The organism is Lachnospiraceae bacterium, assembly GCA_022794035.1.
GTDB lineage: Bacteria > Bacillota > Clostridia > Lachnospirales > Bianqueaceae > CALWPV01.
The window spans coordinates 33,192-50,428 of the sequence record JAAWDX010000006.1; the positions used below are offsets into that span (position 1 = coordinate 33,192).

The window sequence follows — 17,237 nt, forward strand, 5'->3', positions numbered from 1 at the left end:
GCCGCCTTTATTATACCATGGGGATAGTCTTTTTTCTAGCTAAATCCATATATTGTAAATTTTTGAAACATATTAAAAAACCAGCCGTCATCATGACAGCTGGTCTACCGTTTCCATTTTAGAAATCGATATTTCATATGCGGTCCTCTGCTCTACTTCCCCTTCCTGACCAATCCGTTTTTGATATTGTCGGCTTTGAATGCGCCCCCAGATTCTGATGCGGCTCCCCACCGGGAAATTGGCGGCAAAGCGCGCATTCCGCCCCCAGGCAATCGCAGGAATATAATCCGATTTATTATAAGGCCGATTCACTGCCAGCAGCAGATCGGTAATTTCCCGTCCTAAAGGAGTCTTTCGGTAAATAGGGGCTTTGCAGACATACCCATCTAAAAAAATCTGATTGGGTGTATCCCATCCTTTTAGCTCCTCCTCTTCTACATCCAGAACCTCTAGATCCCGAACAAATACCGAAAGCAATAGCTTACTTTTATTCTCCGTATGCTGATTATACGAGCGGAACTGTCCCTCTACGCGAATCATATGTCCACTGTATATCTGTTCCGGATTCAATAGCCGATTAGAAATCATCACGGGAATTTCATCATATGAATCAGATAAACGTGTGACTCTTATTTTAGCCGTATAAAAATCCTCTCCATATACCGTATGGCTATAGACAAGCTCATCGTCCAGCCTCCCTACGATTTCTACCATATTATTTTTAATCACCTGCTCCGTCATCTCCAGATCTCCCTCCGTATTGTATGTGTGTTTTACCCAAGCGGCTTTTCTCTTTGATCCGCATTCTTCCTATATATACGTACGGCTTTGGAAAATATGACTAAATGACTTGACAAACTTCTATACGATACCGTATAATGTCACTATATTAAAATCGTTTTAAAAACCATTTTAAAATTTATGAATCAGGAGGCTTTATTATGAAACTTGGTATTAGCAGTTATTCCCTGAATGCCCATCAAAAAGATGGCACAATGAACATTCTGGACATCGTGGATTGGGCTAAAGAGCACGGCTGTGAGCATCTGGAGCTGGTTCCCTTTGATACGCCTTTCTTGTTAGAAGATGGTTCTATCAACACACCGCTTGTACAGTCGATCAAAGACCGGGCCGATTCTGTTGGACTGGAGCTGTCCTCCTTCTCTCTGAATGCTTGCGTATTGAAAGATACTGAGCAAGAGGTACGGGATGAAATCGAACGGATCAAAAAGTACATGCAGATCTGCACAATGCTGGGCATCAAAAAAATGCGCCATGACACCTGCACTGGCCAGCATCCACAGCAGATCAACACGCCGCAGCAATTTGAAAAGGATTTCCCCCGTTTGGTTGCTGCCATTCAGGAGCTTGCCGATTATGCAGCATCTATCGGACTCAATACCACGCTTGAAAATCATGGCCGCTATGTCAACGGCGCCGACCGGATCATTCGCCTGATCGAGGCTGCCAATCGTCCTAACCTCGGCATGACCATGGATGTCGGTAACTTCCGTTGCGTGGATGAAATCAACGATGTGTCTGTTGCTAAATGTGTTTCCTATGCTGACTGCATTCATTTAAAGGATTTCTATATCCGTCCTGCAGATCGTATGGTCACAGAGGGCGAAGCCAGCTGCTTCGGCGGTCGCTGGTTCCCCACCTGCAGCGGCAAAACTCTGCTGCGCGGCTCCATTCTCGGACAGGGTGATCTTGACATTTGGAACATCTTAAGCATCGTCAAGCACGCCGGCTACGACCAGCATATTTCCATCGAATTTGAGGGTATGGAGGAATGCTGCGCTGCTACCGATATGTGCCTGAAGACTGCCCGTTATATCTGGAATCATGTATAATTAAACTTCCTTCAGACAATCAAATAGGGGCTGTAAAAAAGTCTCTGATAAAGAAACGCCAGTTCCGGCAAATGCCAGTTCTGGCGTTTCTTTGTGTCTCATCAACAATTCAGTGACATAATCATTTGCATGCTCTTCCCGTTTTTCAAGCTCTCGCACGGAACAGGCATCATTTTCCATAAATGCAAAGAGTATCACTTTAAGGCGCTTTTGTTCATCACACCTTGAGTGACCTATTTTGCAGCCTTTTTCGACAAAATATCTTGATAGGCCAATGTGATCCATACCCTCACAAAAGTATATACCGGATCAGAAATATAAATTCAGGTGACTTTTTACAACTCCGTTTTGATGCGTGATGGGGTGTTCAGCTGTGTATAGCAAAAATTTAAAATTAGCTGAAAAAATTCAGCTGGCTCTGGCGGAGAAGGCGGATGATGGCGGAAAATTCCCCGTCATGAACAGCCTCTGAAGAGCAATATGGTGGAAGAAATTCCACCAAGCATGGCGCAAAAAATCAAAATCGCGTAAAACCTTCAGCTATATTTTTGATTTCAGCCATCATTGGTGCAAACGACCGCCAGCGGCACCAGCGATGCAAAAGGCCACCAATCGCATCATTAGCGCAAGGGAAGAATAAAATCCTCCTTTTTATTCTTCCCAGTCAAGCCCGGCCAGAGCCTGCCCCAGCGAGGAGGTCACTTCTTCCTCCGCCTGCTCATAGCCGCCTTCCGCCAGTGAGATTTCCTCTCCCTGCTCTACGTCCCGCATGCTCAGCGAGATGCGCCGGTTTTCTGGATCCGTGCTGCGCACCAACACATTGACCAGATCGCCTTCCTTCAGCACCTCACGCACCGTTTGAATCCGCTTTTCGCTGATCTGTGAAATAGGCAAAAATCCCTCCAGCTCAGGCGTAAGCTGTACAAAAGCGCCGCTGGCAATCATATGCGTAACGGGCTTTTGCATCAGGACATCCCCCACCTCAAATGGCAGCTGCATCCAAGGATTTTCTCCCACTGCCTTTAGACTGAGGCTAATGCGCCCGCGTTCTGCATCGACTTCCTGCACAACGACCGTAACATCATCACCGATCTGCAGCATTTCAGAAGGATGCTTCACTCTCGTCCATGCCATATCGCTCACATGCAAAAGACCAATCACGCCGCGCTCTAGCTCAATAAAGGCCCCATACTTTTCCAGCTTTACCACCTTGCCCTGACGCCTGTCCCCGGATTGTAAGGTGTGCAAGGCATGTGCCTTCGCCGCCTTTTCCGCCTGGCGGAGCAGCTCCCTATGCGATACCGTAAAGTCGCGCTTTTCCCGGTTGATCTCCAGAATCAGTGCCTCCAGCTCCTGCCCTGCATATTCTGCCAGATCCTCCATATAATGATCAGAGACCTGCGATGCCGGCATAAAGCCCTGCACGCTCTGGTACTGGATGCGCAGACCGCCTTTGACTGCGGCTTTGACCTTTACGGTAATGCTCTCGCCGTTTTCACGTTTCTGCTCGAGCTCATCCCAAACGACAATTTTATCGGCTTCCTTTTTGGAAAGCAGGATCTGACTGCTGCGCGAGTCCACACGCAGCACCATCAGCATCAGCTTAGTGCCCTCCGGATACTCAGCCATCGTCTGTCCATCATATAAGAGCTGATCTTGCGTCAGAATTCCGTCCATATAGCTGCCAATATCGACAACTGCGCTGTCGCCGCTGACCTGCAGGATGGTTCCTTCAACAAGATCGCCGTTATGCACCTGCCGGAACGAAGCCTCCAGCATGGCTTCAAAATTCTCCATGGATTCCATATCCGTCCCTCCTTATTTCTGTCCTATTGGTACTATACTAGCGCCGATTGGTTTTGACAAGCCTTTTTTATTCATTCCAATCCAAAATATTTTTATTCTGCGCGCGCTCTCCCTTTTGCCGGCGCTTATGGTTAGCCTTTTGAATCTTTCTAAAATTCTTATTGGCTACCCGCTGCTCCATTCGCTTCGTCCTTGCGCTCTCTTTTTTCAGATCCTGATATGCCTGCCAGCGCGCGGCCGAGAGCCATCCCTCTTCAATCGCCTGCCGCACGGCGCAGCCCGGTTCCTGCTGGTGTGTGCAGCTGCGGTAGCGGCACTGCTGCTCCAGCTCCTCCAGACTGCTAAAAAGCTCCTCCACGCTGGCCTCGCTGTCCCACAGCGTAACCGTCCGCATTCCCGGCGTATCCATGAGCGCCGCGCCATTTTCTGCCATCAGCAGCTGACGATGCGTGGTTGTATGCCGGCCTCTGTCGTCCTTTTCCCTGATCTCAGAGGTCTTCATCCGCGCCTCTCCCAGCAGTGCATTCACCAGACTCGACTTGCCCACACCCGATGAGCCCAGCAGCGCGATGCTACTTCCCTCCGTCATATAACAGCGAAGCTGCTCAAGGCCCGCTCCCGTATGACTGCTGACCACATGGACATGGATTCCCGCGCAGATCTCCGTCACCTGCTCTCGCAGCCTCTCTGCCTCCTCTGTCAGATCGCTCTTGGTCAGCACAATCACCGGCCTGGCTCCACTAGCCTGCGCCTGCGCGATGTAGCGCTCAAGGCGGCGCAGATTCATCTCCTGATTGCAAGAGGTCAAAATCCATATATAATCCATATTGGCAGCCACAGCCTGTTTACCGCTGCGCTCCGTCGCTCCGTTATACCGATAAAATACGCTTTTTCTCGGCAAAACTTTTAAAATCTGGCACATTCCTCCTTCTTCATGAATCTCTACCCAGTCTCCCACCGTAGGAAAATCCTGATCCGCATCGCGGAAAAACGCTGCCGTTTTCAGCCTTCCGCTCCTCGCTCCCTGCTCGGTCATCAGCTCCAGCCGCTGCTTATGCTGTCCAACCACTCTGGCAATCCTTGTTTCTTTTAATTCCAATGCTATACTCCTTATGTTTTGATTTCAGAGCATAAAAAAACACGCCTCCGCGTGTGAATTGGCCCTGTAAAAAAGTAAAAGATTTCCGTCAAATCACACACCTGCTATCTCGTTTCATCTTTCATCTCTCCCTTCTTTACAAGTTTGATTTTTCTTTTTTAGTATAGGTTTTTTCCTTTAGTTTAACAAGACATGATTTGATTATAATCAATCTTGCTTATTTGGCTTCTGCCTGTATGAAGCCCTTTCATTTTAGCCATATTATTAGCAGTCATACCATAGCATACAATTCAAATGGAGGAAAGGATATGTCAATCAGCAAAGCAAAACCAATTTCATATGAAACGCAGGAGCTTTTAAATCATGTGTATCAGGGGTGTCAGATGGGTATAGACAGCGTACACCGCCTGATTGAAAAAAGCAGCTGTGAAAAGACCAAGAATCTTCTTTTAGACCTAGCGCATGAGCACCGGCGCATTATGGCTATCGCCGCCGAGCAGATGCGTCCCTATTTAACAGCGCCCCGCGATATCGGCCCCATGGCCAAAATGCGTACCCGCTTTGTCGCGATGCAGGTTTCACCGCGTAACCCAGAAAAGCGAATCTCCAAAACCCTTATTTTAGGTGCTCGCATGGCTCTTAAGTCTCTTATGAATGATCTAAGGCGCTATCCTCTGGCTACCAGCAAATCCCAGCATCTGGTCGGCGAGCTGATCGCTCTGGAAAAGCGGACCCTGCGCGAAGGCCTTCGCCTTTCTAAAAACGCTGCCTAAAGGCTAGGCGCCTTTCTCTCATTCCTGAGAGAAACGGCGCCCTGTTACTTTTTGCAACGAGCTTATGATTAAAATAGCGACTGCAATTTTGATGAGGTCCGGAATGATAAACGGAAATACGCACCAGCCCAAGATCGTCAGCAGGCCCGTAGCTCCCATCGTTTTAGCATACACAACGGCAAACCAAAGTGTCCCAAAGGCATAGCATACCAAAATTCCCAGCACCATAGAAAGGATCAGCACCGGCAGCTTGTTTCCAAAGCAGCGCTGCATCAGCCACATCACCAATGTTGTCCCCAAAAATCCAATAATATAGCCGCCTGTTGTCCCTGCCAAAATACTCAGTCCTCCGGTAAATCCAGAAAAGACCGGTACGCCTACGGCACCAAGAAGTATGTAGACCAGCACTGCGATCGTAGCACGTTTGCCGCCCAAAATACCGCCGGCTAAAACAACGCCCATGGTCTGCAGTGTAAATGGAATTTCCGTAGGAATCGATATCCATGAACATACGGCAATCAGCACCGCAAAAACAGCAATATATACCATTTCATGCGTTCGTCCTAGTGTCTTCGTCATCTTTTTACTTTCTCCTGTTGTAATGTAAATCATGATTCCGAAGCCTATTATAAAACAACAAAAGGAGATTGTCAACCTAATATTTATAATAGGGTGACAATCTCCTTGATGCTCTATCTTTTATTGAAGCTGCATGCGCGCCATCTCTTTCGCTGCCTGAATGGCCTCTTCTGCTTTGCCAGCATCCTTGCCGCCGGCCTGTGCCATGTTAGGCCGGCCACCGCCGCCGCCGCCTGCGGTTTTGGCTGCCTCTTTCACAATGTTGCCTGCGTGGGCACCCGCCTTAACCGCGGCCTCTGTGGCCATGACAACAAACTGAAGCTTATCCTTTCCACTTCCCAGAATGATCACGCATTCTCCCAGCTTATCCTTCAGGCTATCGCCCAGCTGACGCAGCGCATTCGCATCCAGCTCCGGCTGATATGCCGCCAGCAGCGCAATATCACCGATCTTCTCTGCCTTCTGCAGGAGCTCCTCTGCCGTGCCCGTCGCCATCTTACTTTGCAGGGCCGCCAGCTGGCGCTGCAGCTCCTTGACCTGCTCTGTCAAACCAGCCGCCGCCTCTACCAGCCGCTCCTTACTGGTCTTCAGCGCCGAAGCTGCCTGCTGCAGCTCCTCCTCCTGCTTCTCATAATAGGCTAAAGCACCCTCGCCCGTAAGCGCCTCAATTCGTCTCACGCCGGCCGCTACGCCATTCTCGGAAATGATTTTAAAGCTGCCTGCCTGCGCCGTATTCTTAAGATGCGTACCGCCGCACAGCTCCTTGCTATAGTCTCCCATCGAGACCACGCGCACCGAGCTGCCGTATTTTTCTCCGAACAGAGCCATCGCTCCGCTCTTTCGCGCTTCTTCCATCGTCATCACATCTGTCTTCACCGCAAGGCCCGCCAGAATCTGACGATTGACCTCACGCTCAACTCTGCCCAGCTCCTGCGGCGTCATTGCCTGAAAATGCGTAAAGTCAAAGCGCAGCCGATCAGCCGTCACATAAGAGCCTGCCTGCTCTACATGCGATCCCAGCACATTGCGCAGCGCCTTCTGCAGCAGATGCGTCGCGCTATGATTTCTGGCTGTGGCCATTCTGTTTTGCTCGTCCACCACCAGCTTAGCCTTCTGTCCGACGGTAATCATGCCCTCTAAAACCGTGCCCACATGACCGATTTTATCTCCGATGGCCTTAATGGTGCTGTCCACCTCTACCAAACCGGTATCGGTCTGAAGGGTGCCCTGATCGCCCTCTTGTCCGCCCATCGTAGCATAGAACGGCGTTTTATCTGTAAAGATCGTCACCTGTGTTCCCGGCATCGCCGTGTACAGAATCTCCCCTTCCCCAGTCATCGCCAGAATCTCCGCCTCCACCATCCACAGACGGTCATATCCGTCAAACTCTGTCACCATCGCCGGATCCAGCTCATGATAGATCGTCTCCTGTGCGCCCATATAGTTGGTCTCGCCGCGCGCATTTCTGGCACGCTCCCGCTGCGCCTGCATCTCTTTGCTAAAACCCTCTTCATCCAGCGTCAGGCCCTGCTCCTGCAGAATCTCCTGCGTCAGATCCACCGGGAAGCCATACGTATCATACAGCTTAAACACCCGCTCCGCACTCAGCATCTTCTCGCCGGCCGCCGTGAGCTCCTCCATATAGCCCTTCAGAATTGCCAAACCGCTGTCCAGCGTCTGGTAGAACTTCTCCTCCTCACTGGAAAGCACCTTATTAATGTACTCCTGCTTATCGCTCAGCTCCGGATAGGCATCCTTAGAATTTTCAATCACCACATCCGCAACCTCGGTCAAAAACGGTCTTTTAATCCCCAGCAGACGGCCGTGACGCGCTGCACGGCGCAGCAAACGGCGCAGCACATAGCCTCTGCCATCATTAGACGGCAGCACGCCATCCGAAGTCATGAAGGTCACCGAACGCACATGATCGGTAATCACGCGAATCGATACATCCGTCTCATGCTCTTTTCCGTATGCAACGCCCGCAATGCGGCAAACGCTGTCGCGGATCGCCTTCATCGTATCAATATCAAACATCGATTCTACATCCTGTACGGCCACAGCCAATCGCTCCAGACCCATACCGGTGTCGATATTCTTATTTTTCAGCTCCGTATATCCGCCTTCGCCGTCGCCTTCAAACTGAGTAAATACGTCGTTCCAGACCTCCATGTAGCGGTCGCAGTCACAGCCCACCGTACAGCCCGGCTTGCCGCAGCCATACTTTTCACCGCGGTCATAATACACCTCCGAGCAGGGGCCGCAGGGGCCTGCTCCATGCTCCCAGAAATTGTCTTCTTTGCCGAAGCGGAAAATGCGCTCGGCCGGAATGCCGATCTCCTCATTCCAGATCTGAAAGGCTTCATCATCATCCAGATATACCGAAGGGTATAATCGGTCCTTATCCAGTCCCACCACCTCGGTTAAAAATTCCCAGGTCCAATGAATGGCTTCTCTTTTAAAATAATCGCCAAAGGAAAAGTTGCCCAGCATTTCAAAAAAGGTGCCGTGCCGCGCCGTCTTGCCTACATTTTCGATATCGCTTGTCCGAATACATTTCTGACAGGTCGTCACACGTCTTTTCGGCGGAATCTCCTGCCCGGTAAAATACGGCTTCAGCGGTGCCATGCCTGCGTTGATCAAAAGCAGGCTCTTGTCATTTTGCGGCACCAACGGGAAACTCTTCATCCGCAAATGCTCCTTTGATTCAAAAAAGGAAAGAAACATTTCTCTTAGCTCATTGACACTATATTTCTTCATGATTCTCCTCCAAAAAATAATCCTTTGCACGCTTTACATCCTTAGCCAGCTGATAATAAAGCGCCTCTACGCTTTCAAACCGAATTTCCGGCCGCAGAAACTTTAAAAGCTCTACGCGGATCCTGCATCCATACAGATCACCGGAAAAATCCAAAATATGCGTTTCTGTGCGCAGGCTTTCTCCGCCCACCGTCGGATTGTGTCCCACATTAGAAATGCTGGGAAAGCACTCTTTCCCAATATATGTTTTTGAAATATAAACGCCACTTTTCGGCGCCAGCCGCTTTTCCTCCATGGGGATATTGATCGTCGGGGTCTGCATTTTCTGCCCTAGCTGCTTGCCCTTTTTTACGGTTCCTTCCACAAAATACGGCCGTCCCAGCAATAAGGCTGCCTCTTCCAGCTGTCCAGCTTCCAAAAGCGTCCGAATCCTGCTGCTGGAGATCGGTATATCGCCTGCCTTTCTTCTGCTGACGACCGCACACTGCTTTCCGCTTTCTTCGCAAAGCCCCTGCAGCAAAGCGGCATCCCCTTCTCCGCCGCGGCCAAACCGGAAATTATCTCCTACGACCACCGCCTGTGCGTGGCAGCGCTGCTGCAAAACAGACGCAAAAAATTCTTTGGCCGGCATGCCCTGCAGCTTCTGATCAAAGGTTAAAAGGATCAGCTCGTCCACCAGCCCTGTTTCTTTCATCAGGGCAATTTTTTGCTCTTCCTCATAGATCAGCTTAAAGCCTTCCTGCCCCATGGCCTGCTTGGGATGCGGCGCAAAGGTGAGGACGCGCCGCAAAAGCCCCTGCCGCTTAGCTATCTGATCCGCTTGTTCGAGCAGCAGCCGGTGCCCTCGGTGTACACCGTCAAAATTCCCCAATACGACAACCGCCGGCTCTGCCTGCTTTCTCATGGCCGTTTGCACGGTCTCTCTGATCACCTGCATCAAGCTTTTCTCCTTACACAAACATCTTATAGGCTCTCAGGCGTGTCTGCTCGCCCAGCAGCTCCGTCACCCGGTATAGACCGGCCAGCTTTCCATCGGAGGTCTGCATTCTAAACACCTGGCCCATCTGAGCGCCCACCTCTGCGGCTGGATATGTCAGATAGTTGCCGTTTCGCAGCAAAATATCCTCCTCTGGAATCACCTGCTTCACTGCCAGATCCATAAATAATGCATTCAGATCCTGTAAAAATTCTGCGCTTCTGCCCTGCTGCTGCAGGGTCCGGATCTCATCGATCCGGTAGCTGTCCTCTACCCGGTAAGGCCCTGTCTGGACCCTCTCCAGACTCAGCATATGGGCTCCGTAGCCTAACTGCCGGCCAATATCCTCACACAGCGTACGGATATACGTCCCTTTAGAGCAGCGCACGCGAATTTTTGCGCCTGCGGCGCTCTGTGCTAAAAGGGCAATCTCTTGGATCTGCACCGTCCGGGAGGCACGTTCGACCTCCATGCCCTCGCGCGCCAGCTCATAGAGCTTCATCCCGCCTACCTTGAGCGCTGAATACATGGGCGGAACCTGATCGTAGCTGCCGGCAAAGGACTGCACGGCCTCCTCCACCTTTCGGGGATCATACTCATAGTCAAAGGTTTGCAGCACTTTGCCCGAGGCATCCTGCGTATCTGTCTCGCTGCCAAAGGCGAGCTCCGCGATGTACTCCTTGTCGCTCCCCATAATGAGCTGCGCTACCTTGGTTGCTTTGCCGACGCAGACCGGCAGCACGCCTGTCGCATCTGGATCCAGCGTTCCGGTATGTCCGATTTTTTTAACCTTCAAAATGCCGCGCAGCACCGCAATTGCATCGTGGGAGGTAAAGCCCTTTTCCTTATAAAGATTGATGACGCCATTTAGTTCCATCACGCCTTGACTTCCTCTGTCAGCTGGCGGCGGATTGCCTCCAGCAGCTTTTCCTTAACCAGCAGCATCGGCTCTTCTACTGTGCAGCCGGCTGCCTGCACATGGCCGCCGCCGCCAAAAAGCTGCGCGATGCGGGCCACATTCACTGTTTCTCTTGACCGCATATTCACGCGGATCAGGCCGTCCTCGATCTCGCGCAGATAACAGGCCACCTGCGCCTCTTCGATCTCCATCAGACTGCCGACGACGCCGTCTGCATCCTTCGCATTCATTCCCATCATAAAGAAGTCCCGCTGCGTCATGCAGGAGATCAGGATGCCTCCTTCATAAAGCTTAGCGTTTTTCAGCGCGGCGCTCATGGCCCTTGCTTCGATAAACTTGCGCGTGTGGAAAAGATAATTCAGCAAAAAGGTGCTGTCAACGCCCTTTGCCTTCAGATCGGCCGCCATGGCGTAGGTATCTGCCGTCGTATTGCTGTGGCGGAAGCCTCCTGTATCAAAGGCCGCTCCCATAAACAGCGCGGTCGCCATCTCCTGCGTGATCGGCACCTGCGCCAGCTTGAAAAGCGCATACAGAATTTCACATGTCGAGCCCGTTTGGGCTTCTGTATAATTAAAATCTGCCGTTTCCTTGCTGGTAATATGATGATCGATCGTCATACTGGCCTCAGCCGTCATGATCGCATCCGCCGCCCGCCCGGTGCGCTCCGGTTCTGAGCAGTCCATCATCATAAACGCATAGCTTGTCCCTGTTTTAAAGAACTTTCCGGCATCTTTAACTGCCAGCTCCTCCGGCAGAGCCGGAACCCGAGGCACGATACTCGTATACCGGCTTGCATCGCCGTCAAATACAATGCAGGCCTCCTTGCCCATATTCTGCAGTGCCAGCGCCATGGCTGTGCAAACGCCCACACTGTCGCCGTCGGGCCGGATATGACCGCTCAGCAAAAAGCGGTCATACCGGCTCATAAACCGAAGCAGCTGCTTCGCAAATTCTTCCCGGCTCATGCTTCCTCCTCCGGATTTTCCTGCAGCCTGTGCCTGGCTTCGTCCTCCTGCTGAATCTCCTTGAAGCGCTCGCCTATGTGGATGCTGTATTCAATCGAATCATCCATGAGGAAAGTAAGCTCCGGCGTATTGCGCAGATTCAGCCTCCTGGCCAGCTCGCGCCGGATATAACCGCTGGCCGACTTTAGGGCTGCCTGCACCTCTTCCTTTTTGACCTCGTCTCCCAGAACGCTCACATAGATCTTGCAGTATTTCAGATCCCGTGTGATATCCGTTTTCACGATGGAGGTCATCATATCGATGCGAGGATCCTTAAGATCGCGCAAAATAAGCGCCATTTCCTCTCTCACCGCTTCATTGATCCGCACGCCTCTGTTTTGATTTCTTCTTGTCTGCATTCTGTTTCCTCTCATGCTGCCGCATTTAGTCGCGTTTAATTTCTTCCATAATGAAGGCTTCGATCACATCGCCTTCTTTAATATCGCTGTATTTTTCAAACATGATACCGCATTCAAAGCCGGTATTCACCTCTTTGACATCATCCTTAAAGCGCCGCAGCGATCCAAGCGCCCCTTCATGGATGACAATGCCGTCGCGCACCAGCCGTGCCGATGCATTGCGGTTGATTTTTCCATCTGTTACATAAGAGCCGGCAATGGTGCCTACTCCAGAAGCCTTAAACACCTGCCGCACTTCGGCATGGCCGATCACCTTCTCTTGGAATTCCGGATCCAGCATACCCTTCATGGCTGCTTCGATATCCTCAATGGCATTATAGATAACGCGGTATAAGCGAACATCTACCTTCTGCTCTTCGGCTACGGATTTTGCAGAAGCATCGGGGCGTACATTAAAGCCAATAATAATCGAATTAGAAGCTGAAGCCAGCATTACATCGGATTCGTTGACAGCACCGACCGCACCGTGAATGACCTTTACGCTTACTTCTTCATTGGAAAGCTTCTCCAGACTCTGCTTCACAGCTTCTACCGAGCCCTGCACATCTGCTTTTACTACAATGTTTAATTCTTTCACATTGCCGGCCTGGATATCGCCAAACAGATCGTTCAGGTTGACCTTCTTATTGCCCTCGATCAGCTTCGTTCTTTCTCTTGCGCTCACTTTTTCTGCCAGCAGGCGCGCTTCTCTCTCTGTCTCCGTATGATAGAAGGTTTCTCCTGCCGCCGGTACCTCATTAAGGCCAATGATTTCCACCGGCTTAGAAGGACCTGCCTCCTTCACGCGGCGGCCTTTATCATCCACCATGGCCTTGACTCTGCCGAAGGCACTGCCGGCCACAATGGTATCGCCCACATGCAGCGTTCCGCGCTGTACAAGCACTGTCGCCACAGCTCCGCGGCCGCGGTCTAGCTGAGATTCTACTACGGTTCCGGAGGCCAAGCAATTGGGATTTGCCTTTAACTCTCCCATATCTGCCACCAGAAGCACCATCTCCAGCAGATTGTCAATGCCTTCTCTTTTCTTGGCAGAGACCGGAACGCAGATCGTCGTACCGCCCCAATCCTCTGCAATCAGGCCGTGCTCCGTGAGCTCCTGCTTCACCCGATCCGGATTTGCTCCCGGCTTATCCATCTTGTTAATGGCTACGATGATCTGGATGCCGGCTGCCTTGGCATGATTGATGGCTTCCACTGTCTGCGGCATTACGCCGTCGTCTGCGGCCACTACTAGGATCGCGATATCGGTTACCTGCGCGCCGCGCATACGCATGGCCGTAAAGGCCTCATGTCCGGGCGTATCTAAAAATGTGATCTTGCGTCCCTCAATCTCTACCACAGAAGCACCGATGTGCTGCGTAATACCGCCGGCCTCTCCTTCGGTGACCTTGGTATCGCGGATCGCATCCAGCAACGAGGTTTTACCATGATCGACATGTCCCATAACAACCACGACCGGAGGTCTGGTTGCCATATCCTCTTCGCTGTCCTCTTCATGATTGGCGTAGGCGGCAAAGATATCCTCTTCCACCTGATGCTCTACCAAAATGCCCATATCCATCGCCAGCTCTTCGGCCTGCTCAAATTCAATCATCTGATTAAGCCCTGCCATAATGCCCTTGCCCATCAAAGCCTTGATGATCTGGTTAATCGGCTTGTGCAGCATATCGGCAAACTCTTTTACCGTCATGCTGTCCGGCAGTGCAATGATAGAGATCTCCTCCTCCTGCACAGCCTGGCGCTCTACCGGCTTCTTGGGGCCTTTTTTCTTGTGTCTGGCCAGACGGTCATCCTCCAGATAATTGGCCTCCTGCATCAGCTTATTTTTCTTATTCTTATATTCTTCAGTGGCTGTGTTTTTCTGTTTTTCCTTGCGGATCCGGTCATTTTTCTTCACCGGCTTTTCATCCAGCTTTGGACGCTCCGGAATCGCCAGGCCCGTATCCAGAAAATCAGCGCTGCTCCTTCTGCCTTCGCTGCGGCGATGGTCCTGACCGCCTCTGTTATAGCCGCCTGTGCTTCTATCGCCGCTCTGGCTGCCTCGTCCGCTGCCGTTATTGTTATTATAGCGCCGGCCTTCACCGCTCCGATTATCGCTGCCGCGGCTATCACCGCTGCGGCCGCCTGCATTTCGGTTATAAGAGCCGTTTGCACTGCGTTCGCCGCCCTGCGCGCCATACCGGCGATTCTCTCCGCCCCGGCCTTCACTGCTGCGGCCATCGGCCGGGCGAGCGCCTCCTGTGCGCCTTCCGTCGCCGCTGCGGCTTTGTCTTCTGTCCTGCATACCGCCCTCGGTCCGCGGTCTGCGCTCACCGCCTCTTTGCTGCGCTCCTGCTGTTTCCTGACGCGCTTTCGCAGCTTCCGCCGCCGGCTTTTCCTCTTTGGCTTTTTCTGACTGCTGAGAAGCTGACTTCTCCGGCTTAGCAGAAGCCGCCTCTGCCGGCTTTGTCTCTGGAGCCTTCTCCGGCTTTTCGGCTGCCTTTACCGCTTCCGGCTTCTTTTCTTCTTTGGCCGGCTCCGCCTTTGCCTCTGCTTTTGCCTCAGCCTTCACTTCCGCTGGTTTTGCAGGCGCTGCCTTTTTCTCTTCAGCCGCCTCTGCCGGCTTCTCCTTGGCTTCTGCCTTCTTTTCCGTCGCTTCCGCAGGCGCCGTCTTGACCACCTTTTTTCTTACCATTGTAATTTTCTTGCCGGTAATGAGGGATTTGATCTTCACTACCTCCGCCGGTTCCAGTGTGCTCATCGGATTGGGAACAAAAATTCCCAGCCCCTCCAGCTTTTTCATAATCTCCTGCACCGGTACGTTGAGCTCTTTTGCCAATTGTTGTACTCTGATTTTTGCCACTATTTTTCCACCTCATCTATGCATTTTTCTGCAAAACTTCCGTTAATCCTTTAGCCAGGCCCTGTTCACAAATCGCAACGCAGGAACGCTCCGTCTGCCCCATGGCAGCGCCCAGCTCTTCCTTAGAAAAAGGAGTATCGATGATCGGCACTGAATAAAACCTGCATTTATCATGGAATTTCTTATAGGTATTGGGGGACGCATCCTGCGCAATCAGCACCACACACGCCTTTTGGCTTCGTATGGCCTCCTCGCAGAGCTCCTCTCCGCTCCGGCTTTTTCCCGCCTTCCGGCAGAGCCCCAGCATAAACAATGCTCTTGGTTTTTTCTGTTCATTCATCATCCGACAGCTCTTTTCTCAATGTATCATAGAGCGCCGCTTCCATCGTTACCTCTAAGGACCGCTCCAGCGCCTTTGTTTTAATCGCCTTCTCCAGACATTCCGCCTTTGGACACAGGTATGCGCCCCGTCCTGCCTTTCGTCCGGTCAGATCGATACTGATTTCTCCTTCCGGAGACCGCACAACGCGGATCAGATTCTTTTTATCCTGCACTTCCTGACACCCCATGCATTTACGCCTCGGGGTTTTTCGCATTTTCATTCTTCTTCACCAATGCTCTCATCCATGGTCAGCTCATCTTCGTCTTCTTCTACGAACTCGTACTCGTATTCGTACTCCTCTTCCTCCGCTTCCTGAGCTGCCTGCGTTTCACTCTTGATATCGATTTTGTATCCTGTCAGCCGCGCTGCCAGCCGCGCGTTCTGTCCTTCCTTACCAATCGCCAAAGAAAGCTGATGATCCGGCACGACAACCGTAGCCGTAAAGCCCTCTTTGTCCACCTCTACCCGGTCCACCTCTGCCGGGCTCAGCGCCGCAGCGATAAACCGAGCCGGTTCCTCGTTCCAGATCACAATATCGATCTTCTCTCCCGCCAGCTCATGCACGATGGTATTTACGCGGTTTCCGCTTGGGCCCACGCAGGCCCCCAGCGGATCTACCATCGGATCCTTGCTGTACACGGCAATCTTTGATCTGGAGCCGGCCTCGCGGGAAATGCTCTTGATCATCACGATACCATCATGAATTTCCGGCACCTCCTGCTCAAACAGCCGCTTGATCAGCTCCGGGTGCGTTCTGGACACCATCACCATCGGGCCGCGCTGTCCGTTTTTCACCTCCAGCACATAGGCCTTGATCCGCTGGTTCATCGCATAGGGCTCTCCCGGGATCTGCTCCTTCGGTGCCAGAAGCGCCTCGATCTTGCCCAGATTGAGGTACACATTTCCCTTCTCTTTGCGCTGAATCAGTCCCGACACCATATCGCGTTCCTTACCCTTATATTCGCCGTATACAATGCCGCGCTCCGCCTCCCGCAGCTTCTGCACAACGACCTGCTTCGCGTTCTGGGCCGCAATGCGGCCAAAATTTTTAGGCGTTACTTCTATTTCACATACGTCGCCCACCTTATAATTGGCGTTGATTTTGACCGCCTCGTCCACCAGAATCTCCAGCGCCGGATCCGTCACTTCTTCTACCACGTTCTTCCAGGCCAGCACCCGAACAGTTCCTTTATTCCGGTCCATATTCACAGTGACATTCTGCGAGGTTCCGAAATTCTTTTTACAGGCTGTCACCAGCGACGCCTCAATCGCTTCAAAGATGACCTCTTTGTCAATCCCCTTTTCCGCTTGGAGCTGCTCCAAAGCCTGAATCAATTCGTTCATTTTTTCCAATTCCTCCTTAATATGTTTAAAAAACCACGGCCAGCCTGATACTGGACATTTCTTTTTTCATCACCTGAAGACTGGTTCCATCCTCCAGCTCCAGCTCTGCTGCTTCTGTCTGCGGATCGTAGCTCAAAAGCTTGGCCTGAAAGCTTTTTTGGCCTCCGGCCGCCTCTGACGGCTGATACAGCTTGACATCGACCAGCTTGCCAATGCTTCTGGCATAATCCTTGTCTTTTTTAAGGGGCCGGTCAAGCCCCGGAGAGCTGACCTCCAGGATATAGGCCGTCTCGATCGGATCCTGCTTTTCTAGCTCTTTCTCCAGCGCATGGCTCAGATCGACGCAGTCGTTGATCGAAAAGCCGCCCTCTTTGTCGGCGAATACCTTTAAATACCAGTTGGGTCCCTCTTTGACATAATCCACATCGACCAGCTCGTAGTGCATTTGCTGCGTAAGCGGGAGCGCTATGGACTCTACATA

General features: G+C 51.7%; 16 protein-coding genes and 1 pseudogene. 2 read left to right on the forward strand and 15 right to left on the reverse strand.

Annotation, left to right across the window (positions count from 1 at the left end; genetic code table 11):
• Positions 1-90 precede the first annotated feature (90 nt).
• Positions 91-741, reverse strand: a complete 651-nt coding sequence (locus tag HFE64_05870; protein MCI8632992.1) for a single-stranded DNA-binding protein — start codon at positions 739-741, stop codon at positions 91-93.
• A gap of 200 nt (positions 742-941) precedes the next feature.
• Between HFE64_05870 and HFE64_05875 the strand changes: the two genes are divergently transcribed.
• Positions 942-1,853, forward strand: a complete 912-nt coding sequence (locus tag HFE64_05875; GenBank protein MCI8632993.1) for a sugar phosphate isomerase/epimerase — start codon at positions 942-944, stop codon at positions 1,851-1,853.
• A 141-nt stretch (positions 1,854-1,994) separates the two neighbouring features.
• Here HFE64_05875 and HFE64_05880 read toward each other — a convergent pair.
• The 3 genes and pseudogenes from HFE64_05880 to rsgA form a co-directional block, all read right to left on the reverse strand.
• Positions 1,995-2,176, reverse strand: a pseudogene (locus HFE64_05880) (transposase).
• A 328-nt stretch (positions 2,177-2,504) separates the two neighbouring features.
• The gene (locus HFE64_05885) at positions 2,505-3,659 is read right to left on the reverse strand and encodes a S1 RNA-binding domain-containing protein (GenBank protein MCI8632994.1); all 1,155 of its coding nucleotides are present in this window, start codon (positions 3,657-3,659) and stop codon (positions 2,505-2,507) included.
• A gap of 67 nt (positions 3,660-3,726) precedes the next feature.
• On the reverse strand, positions 3,727-4,758 hold the full coding sequence (gene rsgA, locus HFE64_05890; GenBank protein ID MCI8632995.1) for a ribosome small subunit-dependent GTPase A: 1,032 nt from the start codon (positions 4,756-4,758) through the stop codon (positions 3,727-3,729).
• Between the two features lie 308 nt (positions 4,759-5,066).
• Between rsgA and HFE64_05895 the strand changes: the two genes are divergently transcribed.
• Positions 5,067-5,531, forward strand: a complete 465-nt coding sequence (locus HFE64_05895; GenBank protein MCI8632996.1) for a hypothetical protein — start codon at positions 5,067-5,069, stop codon at positions 5,529-5,531.
• A gap of 18 nt (positions 5,532-5,549) precedes the next feature.
• On the opposite strand, the gene HFE64_05900 is transcribed toward HFE64_05895, so the two are convergent.
• The 11 genes from HFE64_05900 to HFE64_05950 form a co-directional block, all read right to left on the reverse strand.
• Entirely contained in the window at positions 5,550-6,110 is a 561-nt protein-coding gene (locus HFE64_05900) for a biotin transporter BioY (GenBank protein ID MCI8632997.1), read from the reverse strand.
• A 120-nt stretch (positions 6,111-6,230) separates the two neighbouring features.
• Positions 6,231-8,870, reverse strand: a complete 2,640-nt coding sequence (gene alaS, locus HFE64_05905; protein MCI8632998.1) for an alanine--tRNA ligase — start codon at positions 8,868-8,870, stop codon at positions 6,231-6,233.
• Positions 8,857-9,807, reverse strand: coding sequence for a bifunctional riboflavin kinase/FAD synthetase (locus HFE64_05910; protein ID MCI8632999.1), 951 nt, complete (start codon positions 9,805-9,807; stop codon positions 8,857-8,859). Before HFE64_05910 ends, alaS begins: the two co-directional genes overlap by 14 nt.
• A 13-nt stretch (positions 9,808-9,820) precedes the next feature.
• Positions 9,821-10,723 carry a tRNA pseudouridine(55) synthase TruB gene (gene truB, locus HFE64_05915; GenBank protein ID MCI8633000.1) on the reverse strand — a complete coding sequence of 301 codons (903 nt, stop codon included), beginning with the start codon at positions 10,721-10,723 and terminating at the stop codon, positions 9,821-9,823.
• The gene (locus HFE64_05920; GenBank protein ID MCI8633001.1) at positions 10,723-11,730 is read right to left on the reverse strand and encodes a bifunctional oligoribonuclease/PAP phosphatase NrnA; all 1,008 of its coding nucleotides are present in this window, start codon (positions 11,728-11,730) and stop codon (positions 10,723-10,725) included. Before HFE64_05920 ends, truB begins: the two co-directional genes overlap by 1 nt.
• Positions 11,727-12,128, reverse strand: a complete 402-nt coding sequence (gene rbfA / locus HFE64_05925; protein MCI8633002.1) for a 30S ribosome-binding factor RbfA — start codon at positions 12,126-12,128, stop codon at positions 11,727-11,729. Before rbfA ends, HFE64_05920 begins: the two co-directional genes overlap by 4 nt.
• A gap of 25 nt (positions 12,129-12,153) precedes the next feature.
• Entirely contained in the window at positions 12,154-15,030 is a 2,877-nt protein-coding gene (gene infB / locus HFE64_05930; GenBank protein MCI8633003.1) for a translation initiation factor IF-2, read from the reverse strand.
• 16 nt (positions 15,031-15,046) lie between these two features.
• Complete coding sequence (locus HFE64_05935; protein ID MCI8633004.1) at positions 15,047-15,373, reverse strand: 50S ribosomal protein L7ae; 327 nt, start codon at positions 15,371-15,373, stop codon at positions 15,047-15,049.
• A complete protein-coding gene (locus tag HFE64_05940) occupies positions 15,363-15,632 on the reverse strand; it encodes a YlxR family protein (GenBank protein ID MCI8633005.1) in 270 nt (89 codons plus the stop codon). The genes HFE64_05935 and HFE64_05940 overlap by 11 nt, the downstream gene beginning before the upstream one ends.
• Complete coding sequence (gene nusA / locus HFE64_05945) at positions 15,629-16,756, reverse strand: transcription termination/antitermination protein NusA (GenBank protein ID MCI8633006.1); 1,128 nt, start codon at positions 16,754-16,756, stop codon at positions 15,629-15,631. Before nusA ends, HFE64_05940 begins: the two co-directional genes overlap by 4 nt.
• Positions 16,757-16,781: 25 nt before the next feature.
• Positions 16,782-17,201, reverse strand: a complete 420-nt coding sequence (locus HFE64_05950; GenBank protein MCI8633007.1) for a ribosome maturation factor RimP — start codon at positions 17,199-17,201, stop codon at positions 16,782-16,784.
• Positions 17,202-17,237 lie beyond the last annotated feature (36 nt).